The following is a 21,359-nucleotide window of genomic DNA, read 5'->3' as shown; positions in this document are numbered from 1 at the left end:
AATCTAGATTCTGAATGTCGTCGAACCAGCTGAAAAATATAGATTTTGTCGAAGGCATCAAGCCTGCGTTAACCTGCTTTGCAGGAGTACTGCCCAAAGGCTTCAGGGTTTTTGCCAGTCGGCCTTTGAAGCAAATCAGGAACTGAACAAAAGAAGTTGCTGGCATACATTTGAAATTTAATAATTAATTCGTTCTGAATCAGCCGGAACCTGGGGTGGGATCGTCGGATGTATAGAACTCAATCTGGCAGATACTCCAATTTCGGGCTGGATTCGGGTCTGCAACTTCGATGCGGACAGCATCCGTGAATTCTGGGGGAGAAATGTGGATCGCCTGGAGCATGCTACCATATATGGGATGGCTTCCGGAAAACTTAAAGGGCTGGAAAGCATCGGGAACGGAAGAAGCGACCTTTTCCCATCCGGTTTCCAAATGAAGCAGGATGTTGAGTGACCTCGGGCGGTCGTGAGGATAACATGTGTAGTCCAGATAGAGCCGGGAAAGGAGCTTCTGCTCAGGGAAATCGACCTGGACCCATTCTCCGTTCTCCTGGGAACGTCTGTTGACCCATCGGGTTCCGGAAACTCCATCAACCAAATAATGTGCGTTTTCCGTGGAATGAAGTGCTGAAGCCTGTAAAAGAGCGGGATCAAGGCGTTGTTCCTGAAAGGCATGCCATTTCGGAAGAAAGTCGTGATAGACGATGAAATCCCCAAATGTTTGTCTGGACGCGGTTATGTCCGCGAGCTCCAGATGCTGTTCGAAAAGACTCGGTGTCAGAAAGCGAATTCGGTCCGTCAAAACAAAGGCCACGCGCTTTGCCGCATCCACCTCTTGCTTGTAGGGAATTGGCCAACCCGGGAACCGCTCGTTCACTGGTTGGCTGCAAATGATCTGCTCGTCGGTCAGAAAATTTACGCGGTAGGCAACCCAGTGCGAGGCCACACAGTGCCCGATGTCGTGTTCCCGCAAAAAGGTCAGTGTCGGCTCCAGATCTGGTGTGCCCATCACCTGAGCTGCGAAATCAGGTTCTTTCCATTTCTGGAGCAAAACCAGCGTGGCGAGGATGTTCATGGCCACGAGAAAGACCGTCAGGCTCCCCATAAAACAGCGTACCCATTTCCCCCCCGCCAGGTACAGTGCACCGATCAAAAATGGAAAAATCAGAAGAATTGGCAGGATGTACCGAAAGGAGTGGGCGTGTGGCTGAGCGCTGAGAGCAAAAATTGCCAGGGTCAGCCAGGACGTGGCCACGAAGATGTCCAGTCCCTGAGGAATTGGCCATTTCCGGTCTCCAAGCTGCTTTCCAATCCGCCATGCACTGAGGATGGTGGCAGCCAAGAGCACCAGGCCGAAGATGATCGCCATGAACGGAACGAACCATGCGCCAAACCCCAGCAGATGGGTGGTGTCTGGAAAGGTGGTCATGTCGAAACCGAAGCTTCGAGGCAGGGTGAACGACAGAGTCGGGTGCCAGAGTCTGTCCAAGGCTTCGGCGATGCTCCGTGTTCCGGCCACGGCTCTATGGGCGCCGGGTAGGAGATGCACGCTTGCAAGGTAGGGAATCAGGCCGACACCCAGACCAATGGTGAAAACCGGAATATGCGCCAGCATACCTCTGAAGCCGGATCGGGTGAGGGCAACGAAAGCCGCGGGCAGCGTCATGGTCAAGGCCAGCATGTTGTTGGAAAAGGCCAATCCGGCGCAGATGCCTATGCCGAAGACCAGGGCAAGGCCGCGAAGCATGAGTTGCTCCGGAACGCTGACGGCCATCAGCACAGCGGCCAGGCTGAGGACCATTGCCGGGCTGTAATGAGGCATGGCGTAGCCGAATTGAACCATCAACAGGTATGCAGAGGGGAAAAGAATGAGAGCCAGCGTGGGCCATGCCCACAATTGGTTGGAGAGACGCCGAGCGATGCAAATCAGGAGGATGAGCGTCACGGACCAAAGGCCGACGGCTACGAAGCGGGCGCCCAGCGGGGATCTCTCGACATGGTTCACGAACGGGGCCATGGCATAGGATTCGATGGGAAACTGGTAAGGCTGGGCTATGGCCACCAGCGGCAGTTCACCTTCGGTGATCCGTTTGGCCTTGAGGACCACGAGGGATTCGTCCGTGGTGACGGGCAAATGGCCTACGCTGATCTGGACTACGGCGACACGTATCCCGACAGCAAGCAATACCACCAGGAGGCAGACCACCAACAAGCTCCGGCGTGCTGGAAAGAGGCGGGAGGCACGTTCTGTTATCTTCATGAGGATGTCCTGAGGTAATAGCTGGAGAGCTGGTTTTGGCTTTCTCAGTCTTGCATGGATGAGAGGTCAAAACGTTGGGTGATCCGATCCTTCTTGGCGATGAATCGAGCGGCGTGGTGCGCGGGGACGAAAGGGAACGACGATCGTGTAGAAAGCATCATCAAGGCAGCGATGACGGCGAATGTCGCGCTTTGGAACAACAGGACGCCGGAAAAGCCGACAATGAGCGTTGGCAAGCCGATGATCGGAAGCTGGGTGGTAAAGCGGATGATCGTGGCCACCAAGGACGCCACAAGCGCGACTCCGGCGATGCATCCGGACAAGATCAGAAGTCGCACGAAAAGAATATCCGTAAAGACAGAGATGGCGCTGAGCCCATGGACGATCAGGTTGAGAATGTTCATGGAGGACCTGCCTGCATAGCGTTCGCCGCGGGGCGTTGCCACCCGGATGATCGGTAAGCGGGAACGAACCGTAGCCGCGGCAAGATGATTCCAGACTTCAGGCATATGGGTTAGGCGTTGCAAATGGCTCTGCGGGACGAGACAAAAGTTACCGAAGTCGATGGACTTACCGGTCAGTAATTTGAACAGGTATTTGTAGGCCGTATACGAAAGCCTGAAAATGAAATTTTCGGAACGCTTTGATCGTTGGGCCGCAACAAGTGCCTCGGGGTGTCGGCTATGGGCGGCGAAGAGTTCCAGCATGTGCTCGGGACGGTCCTGACCGTCGGAGTCCGCAATGATGACGGCATCGAACGACTTGGATTGCGCCAGCTCGCAGAGTCCCACCGCAATGGCCCGCTGGTGACCCAGATTAGCGGCAAGCGTGATACGTTCAATGCTTGTCAGGTGGCGCAACTGGGGCAGATGGTCCGTGACCAATTCAGTGGTGGACCCGTCATCCACAACGTAGAGCGTTACCTCGGCACCCCATGACGGAACAAGGTTGTCAATGGCGCTCGCCAGCTGGATGAAGGAGGGCCAATCGTTGTAGAGCGGTACAAGGATGGCGAGTCGTGGTTTCACGGATTGGTCTCCATTTTTAGTTAAAAAGCAAAGGGATTAATGAATATCCGGGTAACTGCTCAATAACTCCGGGCAATTGAACCCACGAAAATATCTGGACACCGGCCTGGGCCGGGGTGACGACCCAGGATATTCGCCTGCGTGGCACTCCATTCCGTCATGCCGGCGCAGGCCGACGCGTCCCGCTATCCAGGCAGCACAGAATCCCGATGGCAGGCTGCCTGGACTTATTGAGCAAATACATATCCGGTTCGAAAAACAACTGGGTCCAACCGGTAGCCACGGTCTTGGGTCGTCTGGACGTGTTGATCAGCGGAAAATCCAGAGTCGAGCAGCCAGATAATTGCCGACAAGTACCGTGCCGGTAGCGAAGACCTGTGCCAGAAGGTAATGCAGCCCGACATGCGTCAACAGACCGACAATGACGACGTTCAGTCCCAGGGAGGATGCCGCGGTGATCAGAAATTTCGGCAGTGCCTCGCAATGTCGACATGAGCTGCGAAAGGTGATCCTGCGGTTCAAAAGATAGTTCGTCAACGCCCCGATCGTCGCCCCGATGCCCGTTCCGGTCGTTGGGGCCAGGCCAAAAACGGAGACCGCGAGGATCAGCGTCAGATAATGCAGGAGTGTGCCGACGGCGCCGACACCGGTAAAGGTGAGGAACTGCCGGAAGAGCTGAAGCATGGCGGTCCTGGGCGAGTCGGCTACTGGCATGGGAGTATTCCAGAAACCCGGAAGGGGATCAACCGGTGTTCGATAGGCCCTCGGTTGAGCCGACAGACGGGCTGTCCGTCAGGCTGAAAAAGTCCTCCACAACGGCGAGTTCGTTCTGTCGTCGGGTCTCGTTCCAGCCCCGTTCGCGGGCGACAAGCATGGAGCACTCCTCCAGCGCGCTGGCGCCGGGGTGTCCTCGGGAGCCGAGGTCGGTTCTGCGCAGAACCACGTCGGAGAGGGTCAGGGCCATTTCGTGCTGTACGGCATGAACGATTTCAGCGGTCGCGATTTCCCTGGAACCGGGAAGCAGGCGGGCGAGCTCCGGCTGTTTCCGGATTATTTCCAGGATGGTGCGCATGGATGTTCCATGGTTGCGGGCCATGTTTCTGACGGCATCGGGCGGAAGGGCAAGGTCGTCCGCCAGAGCATGTAAGGATTCAAGCTGCTCGAACCCTCCTCCCCAAAGTGGGGTTTGCCGGGTCCGACCGGGCCGAGAGGAGATGTTCAGCCGGGGTGCAATCTGGTCCACGACTTTTTCGGCGATGTGGCGGCAAATGGTATATTTTACGCCGACGACGCTGATCAAATTGGTCACACCGTCGGACTGATGATCGCGAATCTGGTAGCGATGCGATGCCGCAACCGTCCCCGGTGCGGAACGTTCCTCGCCGACAGGGCGGAGCCCGCCGAACCAATAGCGGACGTCATGCAGTGAGAGTTTCGCCGGCGGGTAGGCGGTGTTGATTTCCTTGAGGAATTCCAGGACATCCTGCCTGGTAATCCGAAATTCACCTGGGTTTCCACGGTAGATGGTGTCCGTGGTCCCGATCAAGGAGAGCCCGCGCCAGGGCGTGATGAAATAATTGCGTCCCCCTCGGCGAAGTACGGAGCTTTCGTCCGTCTGCCGACCCTCCACGGCAAAGGCTGAGGCAGGACCCAAGGGAGTGGTTGCCAGCTGGATGCCCTTGGAACGGACAACGTCTCTTGACGGTGCGGGAGTCTCCAGAAGCTTGCTGGTGATGTCCGTCCAGGGGCCGGTCATATTGATGAAGAATCTGCCGGCCACACGCAAATCATCGCCCGTGAAGCGATCCTTGACCTTTGCCGCAATGATCCGACCGCTTTTTCGCTCAAATCCGGTAACCTCCAAATAGTTGGCCAGTGCTGCTCCCTCCTGCGCGGCGGAAAGGGCGAAGGACAGGGTCAGTCGTTCGGAATTGTACATCTGAGCATCATAAAACACTGCTCCGCCGGTCAGTCCCTCGGCTGGCAAGCCTGGGATGCGTTCCAGGCACTCCTTGCGGGAGATGACGCGGCCACGAGGGACCTGTTGCCGGGGCGGCAGATCCCGGTTCCGATCCCAGGAAATGATATCATTGGCCAGGAGAGCCGCGCGCATGGCTTCGGGGCCTTTGATGCCATGGCCGAAGCAGGGCATGATGAATTCCAGGGGATGGACCAGGTGCGGGGCCATGCGCAGCATCCAGCGGCGTTCCTGGATGGAGACGCGCATCCGGGAGATGTCCAGGTGCTGAAGGTACCGCAGACCACCATGGATCAATTTCAATGACGCGGCTGACGTTTTGGCTCCAAAGTCGTCCTGTTCCACGACGGCTACCCGAAGCCCGCGCAACGCGGCGTCCCAGGCCGTGCAGAGGCCGTACACCCCACCACCGACAACGACCACGTCAAACTGTTCATGGTTCAACCGTTCAAGGTCGCGTTTCACGTGGAGCACCCAGGGTGTTGAGTCATCATCGAGGGGCTAGACGAACGGTGACGGGCGTTCACGTACTCCCTGTTCAGCGCTGAAAACCAGTCCGGGACTCTTCCGGGGAAAACGGCCGTCATGCGACTTCCTGGATATCCGGTTCACCAGCTGGCGCGCCCTGGTCCGTGCAGCGTTTCTTGATCGCCTTGGCCGGTATGCCCGCGGCGACCATGTAGGCGTCGACGTTGCGGGTGACTACCGCTCCGGCGCCTACGATGGCATGCTGGCCGATGGTGATGCCGTCAAGAACCTTGACCCCGGCCCCGACCCAGCTGCCTTGCTGCATGAGGATGCCATAGGACGTTCCCCCTTGTTTGTTTACGGCTTCCTGGACGTCCCCGGCGTCATGGTCTCCGCCGATCAGGTAGCTGTAGGCGGCCATCATGCAGTCATCCTCCAGGCTGACCAGGCTCCCTGAGTAGATTTCACAATTAAAGCCGATGTTGACGTTTTTCCCCAGGTGGATCCGGCCGTTCTTGCAGCTGAGGATGGAATTGCGTCCGACGAAGCTGCCGCAGCCGATCACGATGCCGGAATCGCCGAATCCTTTGGCGTCGATCAGGCAGTTGTCGTCGATGATTACATTGTCGCCGATTTCGATATGGCTTGGGGAGCGCAGGACCACGTTGCGGCCAAAGACGACGTTCTTGCCGCACTTTTTGAGCAGTCCGGGATACAGCGCGCGACGGAGCACAAGGCCGAGGACTCCAGGCAGACCCTGACAGAGCAGGTTGATCAGCTCGTACTTGAACAAGGCGTACAGACCGGGACGTCCGACAATCAACTCCTGGTACTTCTTGACCTTGGAGCTGCCGGACAGGTCCTTTTGCACGCGAACCAGGTGCGTATTGCAGGTTCGACCAGGGCTGACTTGCTCGTGAAAATCCGGTTTCATAGCGTGGCTACACTCCCATGACCATTGTTCTGATTTTATCCTTGACCGGTCCAAGGCAACGGGCCAGAAACTGGCCGTGCCGGGAATAGTAGATCCGCAGCAGCAGGGCCTTTTTCAGGGAGTGCCCCTTGTAGACGTTGTAGGCGAATGTCCGAAAGCATTTAATGATTTTATCGCGGGGGAACTGGGGCATGTCCAAGACGGTGTCCGTGCGGCCGATGAAGGCCCCGGAGGTGTGCACGGAACCGAGAATTCCGTCGTCGAGGCACATCTGGGCAAGTTTGGTCCCTGGGTAAGGCTCGAAAATGCCTATGATCACGCTGTCCGGATTGATCCTGGCATTCAGTCGGACAGTTTCCTGGTGCATTTCCGGAGTTTCCCGGGGAAAGCCGACAATATTGAAGGATTTTGTCTTGATGCCGGCCCTGCGGCAGGAGTCGAAGGCCCGGACAATGGCGTCGTTGTCCATCTTCCTGTTCAGCACTTCGCGGCGAAATGTTTCATCCCCGCTTTCAATGCCGATACTGATTCTGCGGCACCCGGCGTCCTTGAGGATCGTGCAGATGTCGTCGTTCAAGGTTTCGGGGCGGGCGTTGATGTCAAAAGGGTAGTTGAACTCTTTTTTGTACGCTGTACAGAATTCGGTCACGAACTGCTTGGAGGCGGTGAAGCAGTCGTCGTTGAAGTACAGGGCGCGGACGTCATACTTTCCGGTGACGTCCCGAATTTCCTCGATACACTTTTCGACGCTGCGAAACCGGACGTACTTGCCTTCTTGCTTGGTCCGCAGCGCATGGTTGCTGCAGAAGGTGCAGTTGTAGGGACATCCCCTGGAAAACATGAACAGGGCGGTCTTGAAATCGGAGTCAATGGCGGCCTGCATGTCGAACAGTTCGCGATCGGGAAAGGGAAGCTCATTGAGATCCTGAATGAACGGGCGCGTGGGATTTTTAATCACGGTCCCATCGGGCTTTTTGATCCAGAGATTCTGAATATTGTCAATGGGCGCCCCCTTTTCAAAGGCATCCGCCAACTCCAGCATGGGATACTCGCCCTCGCCGATGCAGATGGCATCCAGGTTCGGAGTGTCCATCAGGCATTCCGGGTGCAGCGTGGCGTGGTGCGCTCCCAAGACGGTGAACGGGCGTGACGCGGGCAGGGCCTCCAGGACTTTATAAACATGAGGATATTGCGGGGAAACGGCGGGGAAAAGCAGGAGGTCGGGCTTGTACTCGTCGATTTCCCGAAGAAGGTCATTGATCTTCAAGTCGCTGAACATGTAGTGCAGCCTCGTCTCGTGCCCGTGCTGCTTGAGCACCGCGCTGATGCTCCCGATGCCGAACTGATAACTGCGCGCGCCACCGCGGACATTGATGTCGGTGTAGACAAAAAGAATTTTCATAAGCGGTCTTCTTCAGGGTGTTGGTGTGTGTTTCGTCAAAGGATGACGTGGCGACGCACTGGGCGGGTCGGACTCCTCCAGCCGCCCGAGAATGTCGTCGTAAATCGCGTTGAGATTCCGTTCAAAGGCCACCGGAGAGTAGTCGCAGGCGGCCAGTTCCTTGGCCGTGCGGGCCAGTCTTTGCCGATGCTCTGCATCGCTGGACAAGCGGAGCATCCCGGCAGCCATGGACGGTGCATCCGGGTGGACGAGTTCGGCCACTTCCGGGGTAAGGACCTGGGTGTGGGTGAGCAGGTCAGTGGCCAAAATCGGACGGCCCGAGTCCAGGTAGGAATAGATTTTCATGGGTGTGTTCTCTCCGCTGATCCGAGGTGAAACCACTGCGTCAGCCTGCTGAAGCAGCGGGTGCAGCATGGCCACCGACAGGTGTCCGGTGAAGTGCACCCTGGCCGCAATCCCGAGTTCCCGGCACCTTTCCTGGTAGTTGGCAATGTCCTGCGATCTGCCGCCGACAATGACCATATCCAGGTTTGGGTCCGTCTGCAGGGCAATCGCCAGGGATTCCAGGAGCAGGTCAATTCCCTGGTACCGCTCCAGGTTGCCGACGTACATGAAACAGGTTCCCGTGATGGCGTAGCGACAGCGCAGGTCCGGGACGGCCCTGGAAGGTTCACCGGGGCTTTCTCCGAGCGTTTCCTTGGGAAGAGTGCAGCTCGTGGAGGCGGAGAGCATGGAAACGTCGCAAAGCACCCGGACACGGGCTGCCCCGGAGGCACGGGCGACGTCGGCAAGGGCATTGCAGACGGGAATCACCATCAAGGCCCTGCGGATGGCCAGGCCTTCAATCCAGCGAAAAAACGGCCCCAGCGGTTTGAGTAGAGGCTTTTTTTGGATGATCTGCAACGACATGGAGGAGTCCATATCATAAATATACGGAATCTTGAAGAGGGTCCGGAACACCAGAGCCATGAAAACCGATTCTTCCACGGCATGGATCAAGCGAGGCCTGGTTTTTCGGACGATCTTGAAGGCCTTGCCGAAAAGGAAAACATCGCAAACCAGTTTTTTCAACGACAACCCGGGGGCGATCCCGCGCCCCACCAGCGGCAGATCCGCAATCCGATGGATTGCGACATGAGGATAGGCCCGTTCTTCGCCTTCGGCGAAGGTCGCAAGGGCGGTCCGCAGACCGCGGCGGCTGAGGACGCCCAGGAGCATGTCCACGGCCATGGGCGTGCCCCGCTCCTGGTAAAAGGGATGCGGGGCGAGCAGGAGGATATCCAGCGAGGAGTGAGAAGGGTTTTCAGAAGTCATCGTGCGTAACCGTCTCAGATGGTCGATGGGAGGATCCAGGGTTGTCCCGGATCAGGGCTCCGGCCTGTTTTGCTCACGAACCGGAGCCCCTGTCTTGTCTGCACTCGGTGTGGCAACGTAGATTTCAATCTGACAGATGTCCCAATTCCGGGCGGTGTTGGGATCGGCGATTTCGATCCGGACGGCATTTCCCGGAATGATCGCATCCAGGCGATAGCCCTGAACGATTCGGCCGTAGTCCGGCCGGTTTCCTGCAAAGACAAAGGGCTGCAAGGCATCCGGAACCGCTTCCTTGACCATGGTCCAGCCTTCCGCTGTCCGAATCGAAAAATTCAGTGCCATGGCCCGGTCATGGTGATAGCAGGTGTAATCCAGAATAATTTTGGACAGGAGGTGGTCCTCGGGCCACTCGATCTGCACCCATTCGCCACTTTCCTGGAGGCGCCGATTGTCCCAGCGCGTGGCAATATCCCCGTCCACAAGAAGCCGGGCGTCCTCGGGCTGGTGCAGGGCCGTGGCGGTCAGCAGTCCAGGGTCCAGGAGCTGTTCCTGTTCCGGTGCGGGGGGAAGCGAAAAATCGTGGTAGACAATGACGTCGCCGAGTTCAACCCTTTGGGCCGTAACACTCATCTGCTCCATGTTCCGCTCAAAGACACCGGGAGTCAGAAACCGGGCCCGTTCGGTCAGCACGAAGGCTACCCGTTCCGCCTGGTCCACGTCGTCCTTGTAGGGTATCGGCCAGCCCGGAAAACGTTCGTTCATGGGCTGGGCGCAGATGATTTCTTCGTCGGTGAGAAAGGTGATCCGGTAGGCCATCCAGTGCGAGGCGATGCAGTGCTCAAAGCCATTATCCCGCAGGTAGGCCAGGGCGGGCTTCAGGTCGGGGGTGCCCGCCACCCGGGCGGCATGCTCCGGTTCCTTCCAGGCGGAGAGCAGCGCAAAGGTGGTTGCGACATTCAAGACAACCACCAGAACAACGGCGGCACCCAGAGCATGGCGAAACCATTTCCCAACACTCGCATAAACGGCTCCAACCAGAAATGGAAAGGTAAATAGCAGCGGGAAAAGATAGCGAAAGGAGTGTCCGTTTGCTCGCGAGCTCATCAGGAACGCGGCCAGAGTCAGCCATGCCGTGCCGACGAAGATCTCGGTCCCACCCAGAACCGGCCAGGCTCCTCGGGCCATCTGCGTCCCGATCTTCCAGATACTGCATGCCGTGGCTCCAAGCAGAACTAGACAGAAGAACACGGTCATGGTCAGTGCGAACCCCTCCCCGAAGCCGAGCAGGTTCGTGGTATCCGGGAATGTCGTGGGATCAACGCCCATGCCGCGGGGCAGGGTGAAGGACAGCGTTGGTGACCAGATGCGGGAGAGCCCCTCGGAGAGAGCCCGGGTTCCGGCCACCGCGGTCTGGGCTCCGGGAAGCAGGTACATACCGGCTAGGTAGGGAATGAGGCCCAGGCCCAGGCCCAGGGCATATGGCGGCAGGTGCGCGAAGAGGCCTTTGAGTCCGGCTCGCGTGAGGGCCACGATGCCAATGGGGAGAATCAGGCTCAATACGACCATGTTGTTGGTAAAGGCCAAGCCACAAAGTGCGCCGATGAGAAAGACAAGGCCAGCACTGCGCAACGATGGACGTGTCGGGATGGTCATGGCCAGCAGTGCGCTGGCGAGACACATCACCAGCGACGAATTGTTGTGGGGCAGGGAGTAGCCGAGCTGGATCATCAGCAAGTAGGCTGACGGGAAGAGGATCAGGGCCGCCATGGGCCATCTGCGACCCGCTGGCGCCAGCTTCCAGGCAATCCCCAACAGGAGGCCCAGTGTCAGTCCCCCGGCAATGAAGGAAAGAAATCGGGCACCAAAGGCGTTGCGGGGCATGAGCTCGACAAAGGGTGCCATGAGGTAGGATTCTAGAGGGAACTGGTAGGGTTGGGCCATGGCTACAAGGGGCAGCTCCCCCTGAAGGATCTGCTTGGCCATCAAGACGACGATGGCCTCGTCCGTGGTCACGGGCAGGTGGTCCAGCCCGGCCTTGGCTACGGCGAACCGGATGCCCACCGCGGCCAGCAGGAATACGCCCAGAGCCAGCCCGGCGAAGGTCAACGCGCCGCGACAACTGAAACGGGTTAAAATGGAGTTATTCATGGTTGGAATGGCTCTGGTCCTGTTGTGCATGCCCTTTGTGATGAGGTGTTTTTTTTGCGAACCGCAGTTGAATCGTCTTGAGCAGGACGCTGCCGTAGCTTCGCCGATGGCCGACAATTTGGCCGCCGGCATGGGGGGGCTTATCCTGAAAAAGGGCGCGGAGCAGGCCAGCCGGTGAATCCGGGGAGAATCGCGCTTTCGTGAAGACGGCGAAGGTGCCAACGAGTCGCTCCTCGCCGGGCAATGGCAAGGGATCTGATCCGGCGGCCACGCCAAAGCCCAGTTTCCCAGCCAGACGCATCAACCGCGGCAATGGGCCTGGAGCCGGACGCATTGCGGAGTCTCCCAGGAGCAAGGAATCCGGAGACGAGCCGTGCAAGAGGCTTTCGATTGCGCGCCCCCGACTGAAAAGCCATTTCCCCACCGCCCAGGGCACAACGGCCGTACCTCTGGCCGTTTCGATCCGAGTCAACGTTTCGCGGAGGGAGAGTCCGTCCGGCACCGTGGCTTCCATGCCCAGCCCCAGGACCTCCAGGCGTTCCGCGGTGGCCATTTGACGTCCGGGAACGATGTGGACCTCGCCGTGTTCAGCATGGAAGAATGTCACGCACCGGGCGGATTCTCCAAGCCTGAGGGTCCAGCCCCGGGGCGGTGCGATGCGACCGTGCACGGTTTCTTGGAACCAGTAACAACCTGCTGATTCGGCCAGATAAAGCACCCGAGTCGGCAAGGACTGGCTGGTGGCTCCGATGCGCAGTGGATCGGAGCACCGATCCAGGTTTCGGCAGGCATGAACCAGAAACGCTTCGAGGTCGTAGAAGGGGTAGATATGGACGTGCGTGTCGGCAATGGTCATGGGGGCGTCATCATAGTAGGTTCGGACGGAACGAAGGCTGTTGGATCGGGATAATATGGGCAAGTGGCCTGATGGTCACCTTGGCGGGCATACGACAAATTTGCCTTTCTATACGTTTCCACCTAAGATTACAAGGAACGATTCGACCGGGGGAGGGAGCATGGAGGCAAAAGAGCCGTCTTTCGTCCACGAGCGTTTGCACCCGACCGCCCACCCCACTTTGACATGAACATCCTCGGAACCGGGAAAACTCGAACACTCGAGCCTGTTACCGATCAGACTTCCTTGAAACAGCATATATGCCGCCAAACACCATGCACGAAGCTCCAGACATTGAAACCGCCTCCGGCGACTATGCCAAACGTTTTGCCGGGCCGGTGGGGGCCTGGATGCTTCAGGTTCAGGAATCCATTGTTCTGGAGTTGCTGACGGACGCCGCCAAGGCATCCATTCTGGACGTGGGAGGCGGGCATGGGCAACTGGCAATTCCCATGTGCGCCCGTGGATTCTCCGTCACGGTGCACGGCAGCGACCCTGTCTGCGCTGAGCGGATCCAGGCGCAACTCCATAAGGGCGGGTGCCGTTTTCTCACCGGAAACATTCTCGAGATGCCCGTGGAGGATCGCGCCTACGACATTGTGCTCTGCTTCCGCCTGCTGACCCATTGCGACGAGTGGCAGGATCTGACCCGGGAACTGTGCCGGCTCGCCAAACACCGGATCATCATCGACTACCCCACGTCCCAAAGCGTGAACTCCATTGCGCCGGCGTTGTTTTCCGCCAAAAAACGGCTGGAGGGCAACACACGCACCTGGCGTTCCTTCACCCACGCGGAAGTCGAGAAGGCTTTTGTTGAAAATGGTTTTACTCTGAGCAGCCTGCAAAAGCAGTTCTTCCTGCCCATGGCCCTGCACCGCGCCTTGCGCTTCGCCCCGTTGTCCAGAGTGTTGGAGGGCGTGTGCCGCGGCCTTGGCTTGACCAAAGCCTACGGCTCACCGGTCATCGCGGAATTTATACGGACCTGAAAAAAGGACTCACCATGCAACCTAACGAACTTCTTGCCCAGACTCCGGTGCTGGTCACCGGAGCGTCCGGTTTTACCGGCAGCCTGCTGGTCAGAAAACTGGTTCAGGCCGGTGCGCAGGTACGGGCCATCGCCCGGGCTTCCTCCCGGATTGAGCACCTGGAGGATTTGCCCATCACCTGGTTTCGCGGGGATGTCTTTGACCCGACCACGATTACCCAGGCATGCGAGGGGGTCGGTTACGTTATCCACGTGGCCGCGGCCTACAGGCAAGCCAAGGTTTCGGATGACTTCTATCGCCGGGTGCATGTGGACAGCACGCAACTGCTGGCTCGAGCCGTGGCCGGTCAAGCGAACTTTCGGCGGTTCGTCCATGTCTCCACGGTCGGTGTGCACGGCCATATCGCCCGCCCGCCAGCGGATGAGTCCTATCCCTTCGATCCCGAGGACATGTATCAGAAAACCAAAGCGGACGCGGAACTCTGGATCCGGGAGTATGCCGGCCAAAGCGGTCTGCCTCTGGCGGTCGTTCGCCCGTGCGCCATCTATGGGCCCGGGGACACGCGGCTGCTGAAGCTGTTCAAGCTGGCTCTCGGCCCCGTCTATCCGCTGCTGGGAAAGGGGAGAAGTCTCTACCACCTGGTCCACGTCGAGGATCTCACCGAGATCATGATCCAGGCCGCGGTCCATCCGGCGGCCTTGGGGGAGGTTTTCATCGCCGGCAACCCCCAGGCCGTTACCTTGGAGCAGATGGGCCGCATCGTGGCCGATACCTTCGGAAAAAAACTGCGTGTGGTTCGCCTTCCGGCTTGGCCGTTTTTCGCTCTGGCCGCGGTTTGCGAGACGGTCTGCAAGCCTTTGGGCATTGAGCCGCCTCTCTACAAGCGGCGGGTGGCCTTCTACACCAAGGACCGCTCCTTCGACACCCGCAAATTGCAAGATGTCCTGGAATACCGGGTTAAGTGGTCCGAGGAGGCGGGGTTGGCCGAAACCGCCCGGTGGTACCGGGAGCACGGCTTGTTGCGCTAACCGGCATATATCCTGCCTTGTTCAACGGAGCCATGACCCTGTGCCGTCGCCAGTAGCCCATGCCGCTGCGGGAGTGGCGATGTATTTCGCCTTTGTACCCAGAGCCCCCTGCCCCCCCCGCGGCGCGATGCTGGTTCTGGTCGCCGGGATACGGCAATACCGTCAGCCAGCCTGGGCCTGGGTGTTTTCAGGCCTTGCGCTCATCTGGGCTTGGTGCTGGTTGAACCGGGCTGGACGACGTTTGCGTATTGAAACGCTCCATGCGGCGTACAGTCCCAGCAAACCCATCAAGACCAGCAAATCATAGCTCCCTTTCCCTCCACCGACGACGCACCCACCGCCGCCCGAAGAACCGGGCTGCTGCTCCTCCAACACTTCGTAAAAGGTTTTCGCGATCAGATTATATCCCTGACTCGTGGGGTGTATCCCGTTCTCGCTGCTGATCAGTGAGGCATCCCAGGCAAAGGCCTCTTCAAGATCGGCCAGGAGGATGCTCTCCTCTGCCGCCATGGCGCGAATTTTATGATTTAGGTCAATGACTCCGCCCCTTTTCCAACCTCGCTCCCCGAAGACGGGCGTCAATGTGGCGATGGCCGGGATGGTCTGGTTCACCTTGGCGGCATGAACCATGAACCGCAGATCCTCGAGAATATCATCGTTATGTCGTTCGCCGATGTCGTTCACTCCGTACAGAATGAGCAGATATCCCGGCGTATATCTCCGTAGAATGTCGTTCACTCGGGCCACGCCCAGCGAGCTTCTGCTGCCCGAGACGCCTTCGTTGATCACCGTCTTTCCGAGAAAACCCTGAAGAACCGATGGGTAGCTTTGCGTCGTAGGAACTCCGGCACCATAAGTAATACTGTCGCCCATACTGACGTAGACATCTGGATTGTTGCTGCCGAAGTCATGCTCGGCCTTCGCCGTGGCGGTAAGAGGATCTCCGGTGGGTTGAGATGACCGTGCACTCAATGGAGTTATGACCAGGAAAAAAGCAAAGAGGATCAAGAGGACCGTGAATTTTTCGAGGTATAAAGCAAGGTGCTGGGAACGGCGGCACGCCAGCATAGGCTTCTCCTTATTACTCTGTTTAAATTTTTTGGATTTCCAAGGTGTTTACAGCTTGTCCCAGAGCGAGTAGCAGTGTTGCCTGTTTATTCCAATGGACTGCCTGAGGTATATTGTTCAGGGTTACACAGCGTAGGGTGTGTCATAGAAGCTGGTCACTATTTCAAGGAAACAGTCGCAAAAGCCCGAGGCCGTCGTCGGAAATAAAAATGTGCTATCAGCAGAAAGCCAGCGATAGTCGCCAGTTCCGTGCCGAGGGTTATCAGGTGATGCGGGGAGAAGAGGCCATCGGAGTGGCGTACACCGTAGAAAATGCTTACGGGCGTGGAAAAGCGTTCATCTGTAAATGGCCACAGCAATTTTACCCCAGGCCCGAGGGTCGCGGCGTCCATGGCCAAGTGCAGGCCGTAGGAAACCAAAGCTATCGAAGTTAAACGTGGATAACTCCACCAGTCAAGAAACCGCCCGAACAACATTCCAAAAATGCCCGTGGCGAGAAAGCAGGCCACGGTGCCGAAAAAAATGCTGTGCGAGATCTGATTATGGTAGAGTGCCATGTTTCCGGCAATAAACCCGGGGATGGCGTCCAGGTCTGGAGCAAGGGAAAAAAAAAGGGCTGCTACCCAGATTTGGCGACGTTTAGCCGGATCGTCGATGTTGCGGGTGAATCCGGTAGCAACGGCCGCGCCGGCGGCAAGATGGGCTATGGGTGAGGGCATTATCCAGCGATTCCGGTAAAACGACCGTAGTGAATCTTGTATTCTGATTCGTTTTCTGGCATTGTTAGCTGTTTTGCGTGGCGAAGTCAGTTCGCCGGTGTGGGCCACGAAGAAGATGGCCAGCGATGTTAACGCGTTTGCTTTGCGTAGCGGACTGACACTTCGCTCCTTACCCGAAGCAAACGCTCTAGGCAACCAGCCCTAATGTGTCCGCATTGGCTGCGGCACGTACACAAAAAAGAATGACCAACCCAACTTCCAGGCACCTCTCACCCCCCCCCTTTGTACGACCCAGCATCAACGACACGTCTTCCTCCCCTCTTGCGTTGCTATGTGGTGTGCGCTGGCAAGGGTTGCATCATCGGTGCTGGAGCCGTGCTTTCCAATGATCTGTCCCACTTCACTGTTGTTATGGGCGTTCCGACAAGGATTGTGTACTCTCGTTCCAAGTCAGTACAACAAAATTGACCTCGGCCGTTTCTTGAAATCCTCCTCTTTATCATTTTTTAAGGTTACCTCAATGTCCACTTTTTCCGCGAAATTGTCGTTGAGTCTGGTTGCCTTTTTGATCGCCGCCTGCGTCATGGAGTTCGGATTGCGGCTGATCTGGGAGAATCCGTACCACAGGACTCATACCGCGAAGGTGATCGATCTGAGGCTGCTCACGCCGTTAATGGATCGGAAACTAAATCGGGCCTGGCTCGACCCAGGCGACCCGTTCGTGGATTTCCGGACCAATGAGCGTGGCTACATCCTGCCCGTGGATCAGTTTGACGAACCGGACCTGACCATCGCCTTCCTCGGCGGCTCAACAACGGAATGCCGGTACGTCCGCCCCGAGTTACGTTTTTCGGCAATGGTCTCGGATTTGCTGCTCGCGCAGGGCGTTTCCGTGAACATTTTGAACGCCGCTCGCTCGGGAAACACCACCCACGACACCATCAACAACTACTTCAACCATGTTGTGCTGGACAAACCGGATATCGTGGTGATGATGCACGCCATCAACGATCATGGGCTGCTAGCCAAAGATCCAAGCTACCTCACTCGCAGCGGCGAAGTGGTCACCACAAGCAGGCAAATCAAATGGTTCCTGCTGAACTTGAGCACCCGGTCGCATATTTTTGGTTTGCTGCGCGAAGTCGAGTACTGGGCATTCTCGTCGTTGTATGCCGTATCTATGCTGTCGCGAAATCGTCAGGTGGAGATGGTCACCTCTTCAGCCGAGGCGTTGGTGGCTACGGAACCGTTCGCCGACAGGCTGAAGGTCTTCGTGGCCATGGTTCAAAGCTTCGGCGCTCAGCCTGTCCTGATGACCCAGCCCATAGCCGAGGTGACCACCGAGCTGACTCCCGAATGGGTGGACAGTCTCAACCAGAAGCGATTCAACGAAGCCATTCGCGCCGTGGCTGCCTCAATGAACGTCCCCCTCGTGGATTTAGAACAACGGCTGGAGGAGCACGCCGACTTTACCGCCAACCCGTTGACCTATTTTTACGACGGCATCCATGTTACCGACACAGGCTCGCAGATCTACGCACGGGAAATCGTTGCCACCCTCACCCCGCTCATCCAGGAGATGAGCCAGAAGGCAGACCATGACCACTAACTCCCGACCCGACCCGGCACGACAGGACACGGCGTGCAAGGCCATCGACCCCACCGCCCCGGCAACCCACCGCCGGGTTCGCGTCCTGGTTCAGATCGCGGTCATGACCCTGGCCGGAACCATTGTATATTTTCTGTTTGGTCATCGGATCATCGCCGGAATCATCTGGTTTCTGGCCTGCCTGCTGCTGTTCGGGTTTTTGTTTTCCCCGACCATCGTCAGCGGCTTCGAACGCTTCGGGGCCTGGCTGGGGCAGTTCGTCGGCACGGCCCTGACCTACATTCTCCTGGTGCCCATGTTCTACATCGTTTTTACATTCGGACGTCTGGTCATCACATTCCTGGGGCGCGATCCCCTCCAGCGCAAGTGGCAGCCAGAGGCCAGTACCTACTGGGAAGATCGGAAGACTCCCTTCGACGCAACCCACTTCAAGAGGCAATTCTAATGGCTGTGATTCTCGGCATCAGCGCATTTTACCACGATTCCGCAGCGGCCATAATTCGGGACGGCAAGATTATCGCCGCTGCTCAGGAAGAGCGTTTCACCCGGATCAAGCACGATTCCGACTTTCCCTTCAACGCGGTCAAATTCTGTCTGGAGGAAGCGGGTATTCAAGGCTGCGGCCTGGATGGAGTTGCGTTTTACGACAAACCCGTGACCAAATTTTCGCGCATCCTGGAAACCTACTTCGGCGTCGCACCCAGGGGCGTCCAGTCCTTCGTGATGGCCATTCCCCTGTGGCTGAAGCAGAAGCTCTGGATCCCGATGCAGATCGAGTCCGCGCTGAAGCGTCTGGGCTGCGACTGCCAGGATATTTTCTTTCCGGAACACCACGAATCCCACGCGGCCAGCGCCTTTTTCCCGTCGCCCTATGAAGAAGCCGCCGTGCTCACCCTGGACGGGGTGGGCGAATGGGCCACCAGTACCATCGGCAAAGGCAGCGGCAACCGGCTTGAAATTCTCAAGGAACTCAGATTCCCTCATTCCCTGGGGCTGCTCTACTCGGCCTTCACCTACTACACCGGATTCAAGGTCAATTCCGGCGAGTACAAGCTGATGGGTCTGGCCCCCTACGGCGAGCCGGTCTACAGGGACATGATCCTGGACAACCTGCTGGATCTCAAGGAAGACGGCTCGTTTCGTCTGAACCTGGACTATTTCGGCTACCTGGACGGTCTGACCATGACCAGCAAGCGCTTCGACGTCCTGTTCGACGGCCCGCCGCGTAGTCCGGAAAGCGAGATCACCAAGCGGGAAATGGACCTAGCCAGTTCCATCCAGGTGGTCACCGAGGAGATCGTCCTGCGCATGGCCCGGTACGCCCGGGAGGCAACGGGCTGCAAGTACGCCTGCATGGCCGGAGGCGTTGCCTTGAACTGCGTGGCCAACGGCAGGTTGCTGCGGGAGGGGATTTTCGAGGACATCTGGATTCAGCCGGCCGCCGGCGACGCCGGAGGAGCCCTGGGCGCGGCCCTGGCCGTCTGGCACATGGGCAAGAACGGAGAGCGCCGGATGGTTCCCGGCCAGGACGCCATGCGCGGGTCGTATTACGGCCCGTCGTTCCCTGACCAGGTGGTCGAAAAATTCCTTGCCGAGAACGGCTACACAGCGGAATACGTTCCGGACCCGGTACAACGGGCCAAGCGCATTGCCGAGCTGATCGCCGGAGAAAACGTGGTCGGCCTGCTTCAAGGTCGAATGGAATTCGGTCCTCGGGCCCTGGGCAACCGCTCCATCATCGGCGACGCACGTTCGCCCAAGATGCAGTCCATCATGAACCTGAAAATCAAGTACCGGGAATCCTTCCGCCCCTTTGCCCCGTCCTGCCTGGAAGAGCGGGTCAACGACTTTTTCGAGCTGGACCGGCCCTCGCCGTACATGCTCCTGGTGGCTCAGGTTCAAAAGCATCGCCAGATCCAGACGCCCAAGGAAACGAGCCTCAACCTGCACGACCAGATCAACCAAGCCCGCTCCGACATCCCGGCCATCACCCACGTGGATCACTCTGCCCGCATCCAGACCGTGAACAAAGACATCAACCCGGCCTACCACGCCATCATCAAGGCCTTCGAGGATCTGACCGGATACGGGATCATCATCAACACCTCATTCAACGTCCGGGGCGAACCCATCGTCTGCACCCCGGAGGACGCCTACCGCTGCTTCATGCGCACGGAAATGGACTATCTCGTGCTGGAGTCCTATATCCTGAGCAAGCAGGACCAGCCTGAATGGAAGGAAACCGACGATTGGCGCAAGGACTACGTCCTGGATTAACCGACTTTTTGTCGCGTCGATCGTTCTGATCAAGCACACATTTTAATGAAAAGAGAAGGAAGTCTCCGATGATATTTTTCAAACACCTCTTAAATCTTTTGCGAGAATTTTCCGGATTCGCCATGCAGCATAAAAAATGGTGGATCATCCCTCTGGTTCTGGTCTTCCTGGCCATGGGGATGTTGATCGTGGTCGGCCAGGCCACGGCCCCGTTTATCTACACATTGTTTTAATCGACCCCGTTCCTACGGGAACGGGATATTTTCCATAAAGCAAAGCCAGTGGCGGGTCTTGATCCGGCACTGGCTTTTTTTTGAAAAGTAAAAAAAGGGGGAACTGCTCAATGACTCGGGGCAGCTTCGCCTGGACCCCGGGCTGGACGACGTTTGCGTATTGAAACGCTCCATGCGGCATACAGTCCCAGCAAACCCATCAAGACCAGCAAGTCATAGCTCCCTTTCCCTCCACCGACGACGCACCCACCGCCGCCCGAAGAACCGGGCTGCTCCTCCTCCAACACTTCGTAAAAGGTTTTCGCGATCAGATTATATCCCTGACTCGTGGGGTGTATCCCGTTCTCGCTGCTGATCAGTGAGGCATCCCAGGCAAAGGCCTCTTCAAGATCGGCCAGGAGGATGCTCTCCTCTGCCGCCATGGCGCGAATTTTATGATTTAGGTCAATGACTCCGTCCCTTTTCCAACCTCGCTCCCCGAAGACGGGCGTCAATGTGGCGATGGCCGGGATGGTCTGGTTCACCTTGGCGGCATGAACCATGAACCGCAGATCCTCGAGAATATCATCGTTATGTCGTTCGCCGATGTCGTTCACACCGTACAGAATGAGCAGATATCCCGGCGTATATCTCCGTAGAATGTCGTTCACTCGGGCTACGCCCAGCGAGCTTCTGCTGCCCGAGACGCCTTCGTTGATCACCGTCTTGCCGAGAAAACCCTGAAGAATCGATGGGTAGCTTTGCATCGAGGGAACACCGGCACCATAGGTGATACTGTCGCCCATGCTGACGTAGACATTTGGATTGTTGTTGCCGAAATCGAAATCTTGTGTGGATTTGGTTGTGGCGTTGGATGAATCAAGCTTGACCGCCAATGCGTTCAGCGGAAGGTGGACGATGCAAAAAAAGAGTGCGCACACAATAAGTGCGTTGAAAGGCAAGTAAAGACGACGAAATGAGAGCATTGTACCTCCATAAAGGACGATTTATTCATGTGCGGTTGAAGTGAGCG

Annotated in this window: 18 protein-coding genes; 6 read left to right on the top strand and 12 right to left on the bottom strand. The window is 57.7% G+C overall.

All coding sequences use genetic code 11. The features are described from left to right. Positions 1–199 precede the first annotated feature (199 nt). From C6366_RS09330 to C6366_RS09290, 9 genes are all read right to left on the bottom strand, one after another. Positions 200–2,260 carry a discoidin domain-containing protein gene (locus C6366_RS09330; protein ID WP_146164808.1) on the bottom strand — a complete coding sequence of 687 codons (2,061 nt, stop codon included), beginning with the start codon at positions 2,258–2,260 and terminating at the stop codon, positions 200–202. Between the two features lie 44 nt (positions 2,261–2,304). Next, positions 2,305–3,288, bottom strand: coding sequence for a glycosyltransferase (locus C6366_RS09325; protein WP_107737310.1), 984 nt, complete (start codon positions 3,286–3,288; stop codon positions 2,305–2,307). Positions 3,289–3,597: 309 nt separating this feature from the next. After that, positions 3,598–4,002 (bottom strand): GtrA family protein, encoded by a 405-nt coding sequence (locus C6366_RS09320; protein ID WP_107737309.1) that lies wholly within the window; start codon positions 4,000–4,002, stop codon positions 3,598–3,600. Positions 4,003–4,030: 28 nt separating this feature from the next. Further along, positions 4,031–5,731: a glycerol-3-phosphate dehydrogenase/oxidase gene (locus tag C6366_RS09315; protein ID WP_158269718.1), complete on the bottom strand. Its 1,701-nt coding sequence runs from the start codon at positions 5,729–5,731 to the stop codon at positions 4,031–4,033. A gap of 118 nt (positions 5,732–5,849) precedes the next feature. Beyond that, the gene (locus C6366_RS09310) at positions 5,850–6,668 is read right to left on the bottom strand and encodes a DapH/DapD/GlmU-related protein (RefSeq protein WP_107737305.1); all 819 of its coding nucleotides are present in this window, start codon (positions 6,666–6,668) and stop codon (positions 5,850–5,852) included. Between the two features lie 7 nt (positions 6,669–6,675). Continuing rightward, a complete protein-coding gene (locus C6366_RS09305; RefSeq protein WP_107737303.1) occupies positions 6,676–8,070 on the bottom strand; it encodes a radical SAM protein in 1,395 nt (464 codons plus the stop codon). Positions 8,071–8,082: 12 nt separating this feature from the next. Then, positions 8,083–9,384 carry a glycosyltransferase family 4 protein gene (locus tag C6366_RS09300; protein ID WP_107737301.1) on the bottom strand — a complete coding sequence of 434 codons (1,302 nt, stop codon included), beginning with the start codon at positions 9,382–9,384 and terminating at the stop codon, positions 8,083–8,085. Positions 9,385–9,435: 51 nt separating this feature from the next. Beyond that, positions 9,436–11,532, bottom strand: coding sequence for a hypothetical protein (locus C6366_RS09295; RefSeq protein WP_107737299.1), 2,097 nt, complete (start codon positions 11,530–11,532; stop codon positions 9,436–9,438). After that, positions 11,525–12,388 carry a hypothetical protein gene (locus C6366_RS09290; RefSeq protein WP_107737298.1) on the bottom strand — a complete coding sequence of 288 codons (864 nt, stop codon included), beginning with the start codon at positions 12,386–12,388 and terminating at the stop codon, positions 11,525–11,527. Before C6366_RS09290 ends, C6366_RS09295 begins: the two co-directional genes overlap by 8 nt. 314 nt (positions 12,389–12,702) lie before the next feature. Between C6366_RS09290 and C6366_RS09285 the strand changes: the two genes are divergently transcribed. Together C6366_RS09285 and C6366_RS09280 are read left to right on the top strand one after the other, a co-directional pair. After that, entirely contained in the window at positions 12,703–13,413 is a 711-nt protein-coding gene (locus C6366_RS09285; protein WP_158269717.1) for a bifunctional 2-polyprenyl-6-hydroxyphenol methylase/3-demethylubiquinol 3-O-methyltransferase UbiG, read from the top strand. Positions 13,414–13,427: 14 nt separating this feature from the next. Beyond that, on the top strand, positions 13,428–14,441 hold the full coding sequence (locus tag C6366_RS09280) for an NAD(P)-dependent oxidoreductase (protein WP_107737294.1): 1,014 nt from the start codon (positions 13,428–13,430) through the stop codon (positions 14,439–14,441). 162 nt (positions 14,442–14,603) lie between these two features. Here C6366_RS09280 and C6366_RS09275 read toward each other — a convergent pair whose 3' ends face one another. Further along, a complete protein-coding gene (locus tag C6366_RS09275) occupies positions 14,604–15,509 on the bottom strand; it encodes a GDSL-type esterase/lipase family protein (RefSeq protein WP_107737292.1) in 906 nt (301 codons plus the stop codon). 158 nt (positions 15,510–15,667) lie between these two features. After that, positions 15,668–16,228: a metal-dependent hydrolase gene (locus tag C6366_RS09270; RefSeq protein WP_107737290.1), complete on the bottom strand. Its 561-nt coding sequence runs from the start codon at positions 16,226–16,228 to the stop codon at positions 15,668–15,670. Between the two features lie 385 nt (positions 16,229–16,613). Here C6366_RS09270 and C6366_RS09265 point away from each other — a divergent pair, with 385 nt between their 5' ends. From C6366_RS09265 to C6366_RS20250, 4 genes are all read left to right on the top strand, one after another. Further along, positions 16,614–17,837, top strand: a complete 1,224-nt coding sequence (locus C6366_RS09265) for an SGNH/GDSL hydrolase family protein (RefSeq protein ID WP_158269716.1) — start codon at positions 16,614–16,616, stop codon at positions 17,835–17,837. Then, entirely contained in the window at positions 17,827–18,282 is a 456-nt protein-coding gene (locus C6366_RS09260; protein ID WP_107737286.1) for a hypothetical protein, read from the top strand. The genes C6366_RS09265 and C6366_RS09260 overlap by 11 nt, the downstream gene beginning before the upstream one ends. After that, positions 18,282–20,114, top strand: coding sequence for a carbamoyltransferase (locus C6366_RS09255; protein WP_107737285.1), 1,833 nt, complete (start codon positions 18,282–18,284; stop codon positions 20,112–20,114). Before C6366_RS09260 ends, C6366_RS09255 begins: the two co-directional genes overlap by 1 nt. Positions 20,115–20,182: 68 nt before the next feature. Further along, positions 20,183–20,347 (top strand): DUF5989 family protein, encoded by a 165-nt coding sequence (locus tag C6366_RS20250; RefSeq protein WP_255412090.1) that lies wholly within the window; start codon positions 20,183–20,185, stop codon positions 20,345–20,347. Between the two features lie 107 nt (positions 20,348–20,454). Here C6366_RS20250 and C6366_RS09250 read toward each other — a convergent pair whose 3' ends face one another. After that, a complete protein-coding gene (locus C6366_RS09250; RefSeq protein ID WP_107737283.1) occupies positions 20,455–21,312 on the bottom strand; it encodes a GDSL-type esterase/lipase family protein in 858 nt (285 codons plus the stop codon). Between the last annotated feature and the right edge of the window lie 47 nt (positions 21,313–21,359).

It is taken from the genome of Desulfonatronum sp. SC1 (genome assembly GCF_003046795.1).
Lineage (GTDB): Bacteria > Desulfobacterota > Desulfovibrionia > Desulfovibrionales > Desulfonatronaceae > Desulfonatronum.
This window is presented reverse-complemented; position numbering and strand designations above follow the sequence as displayed.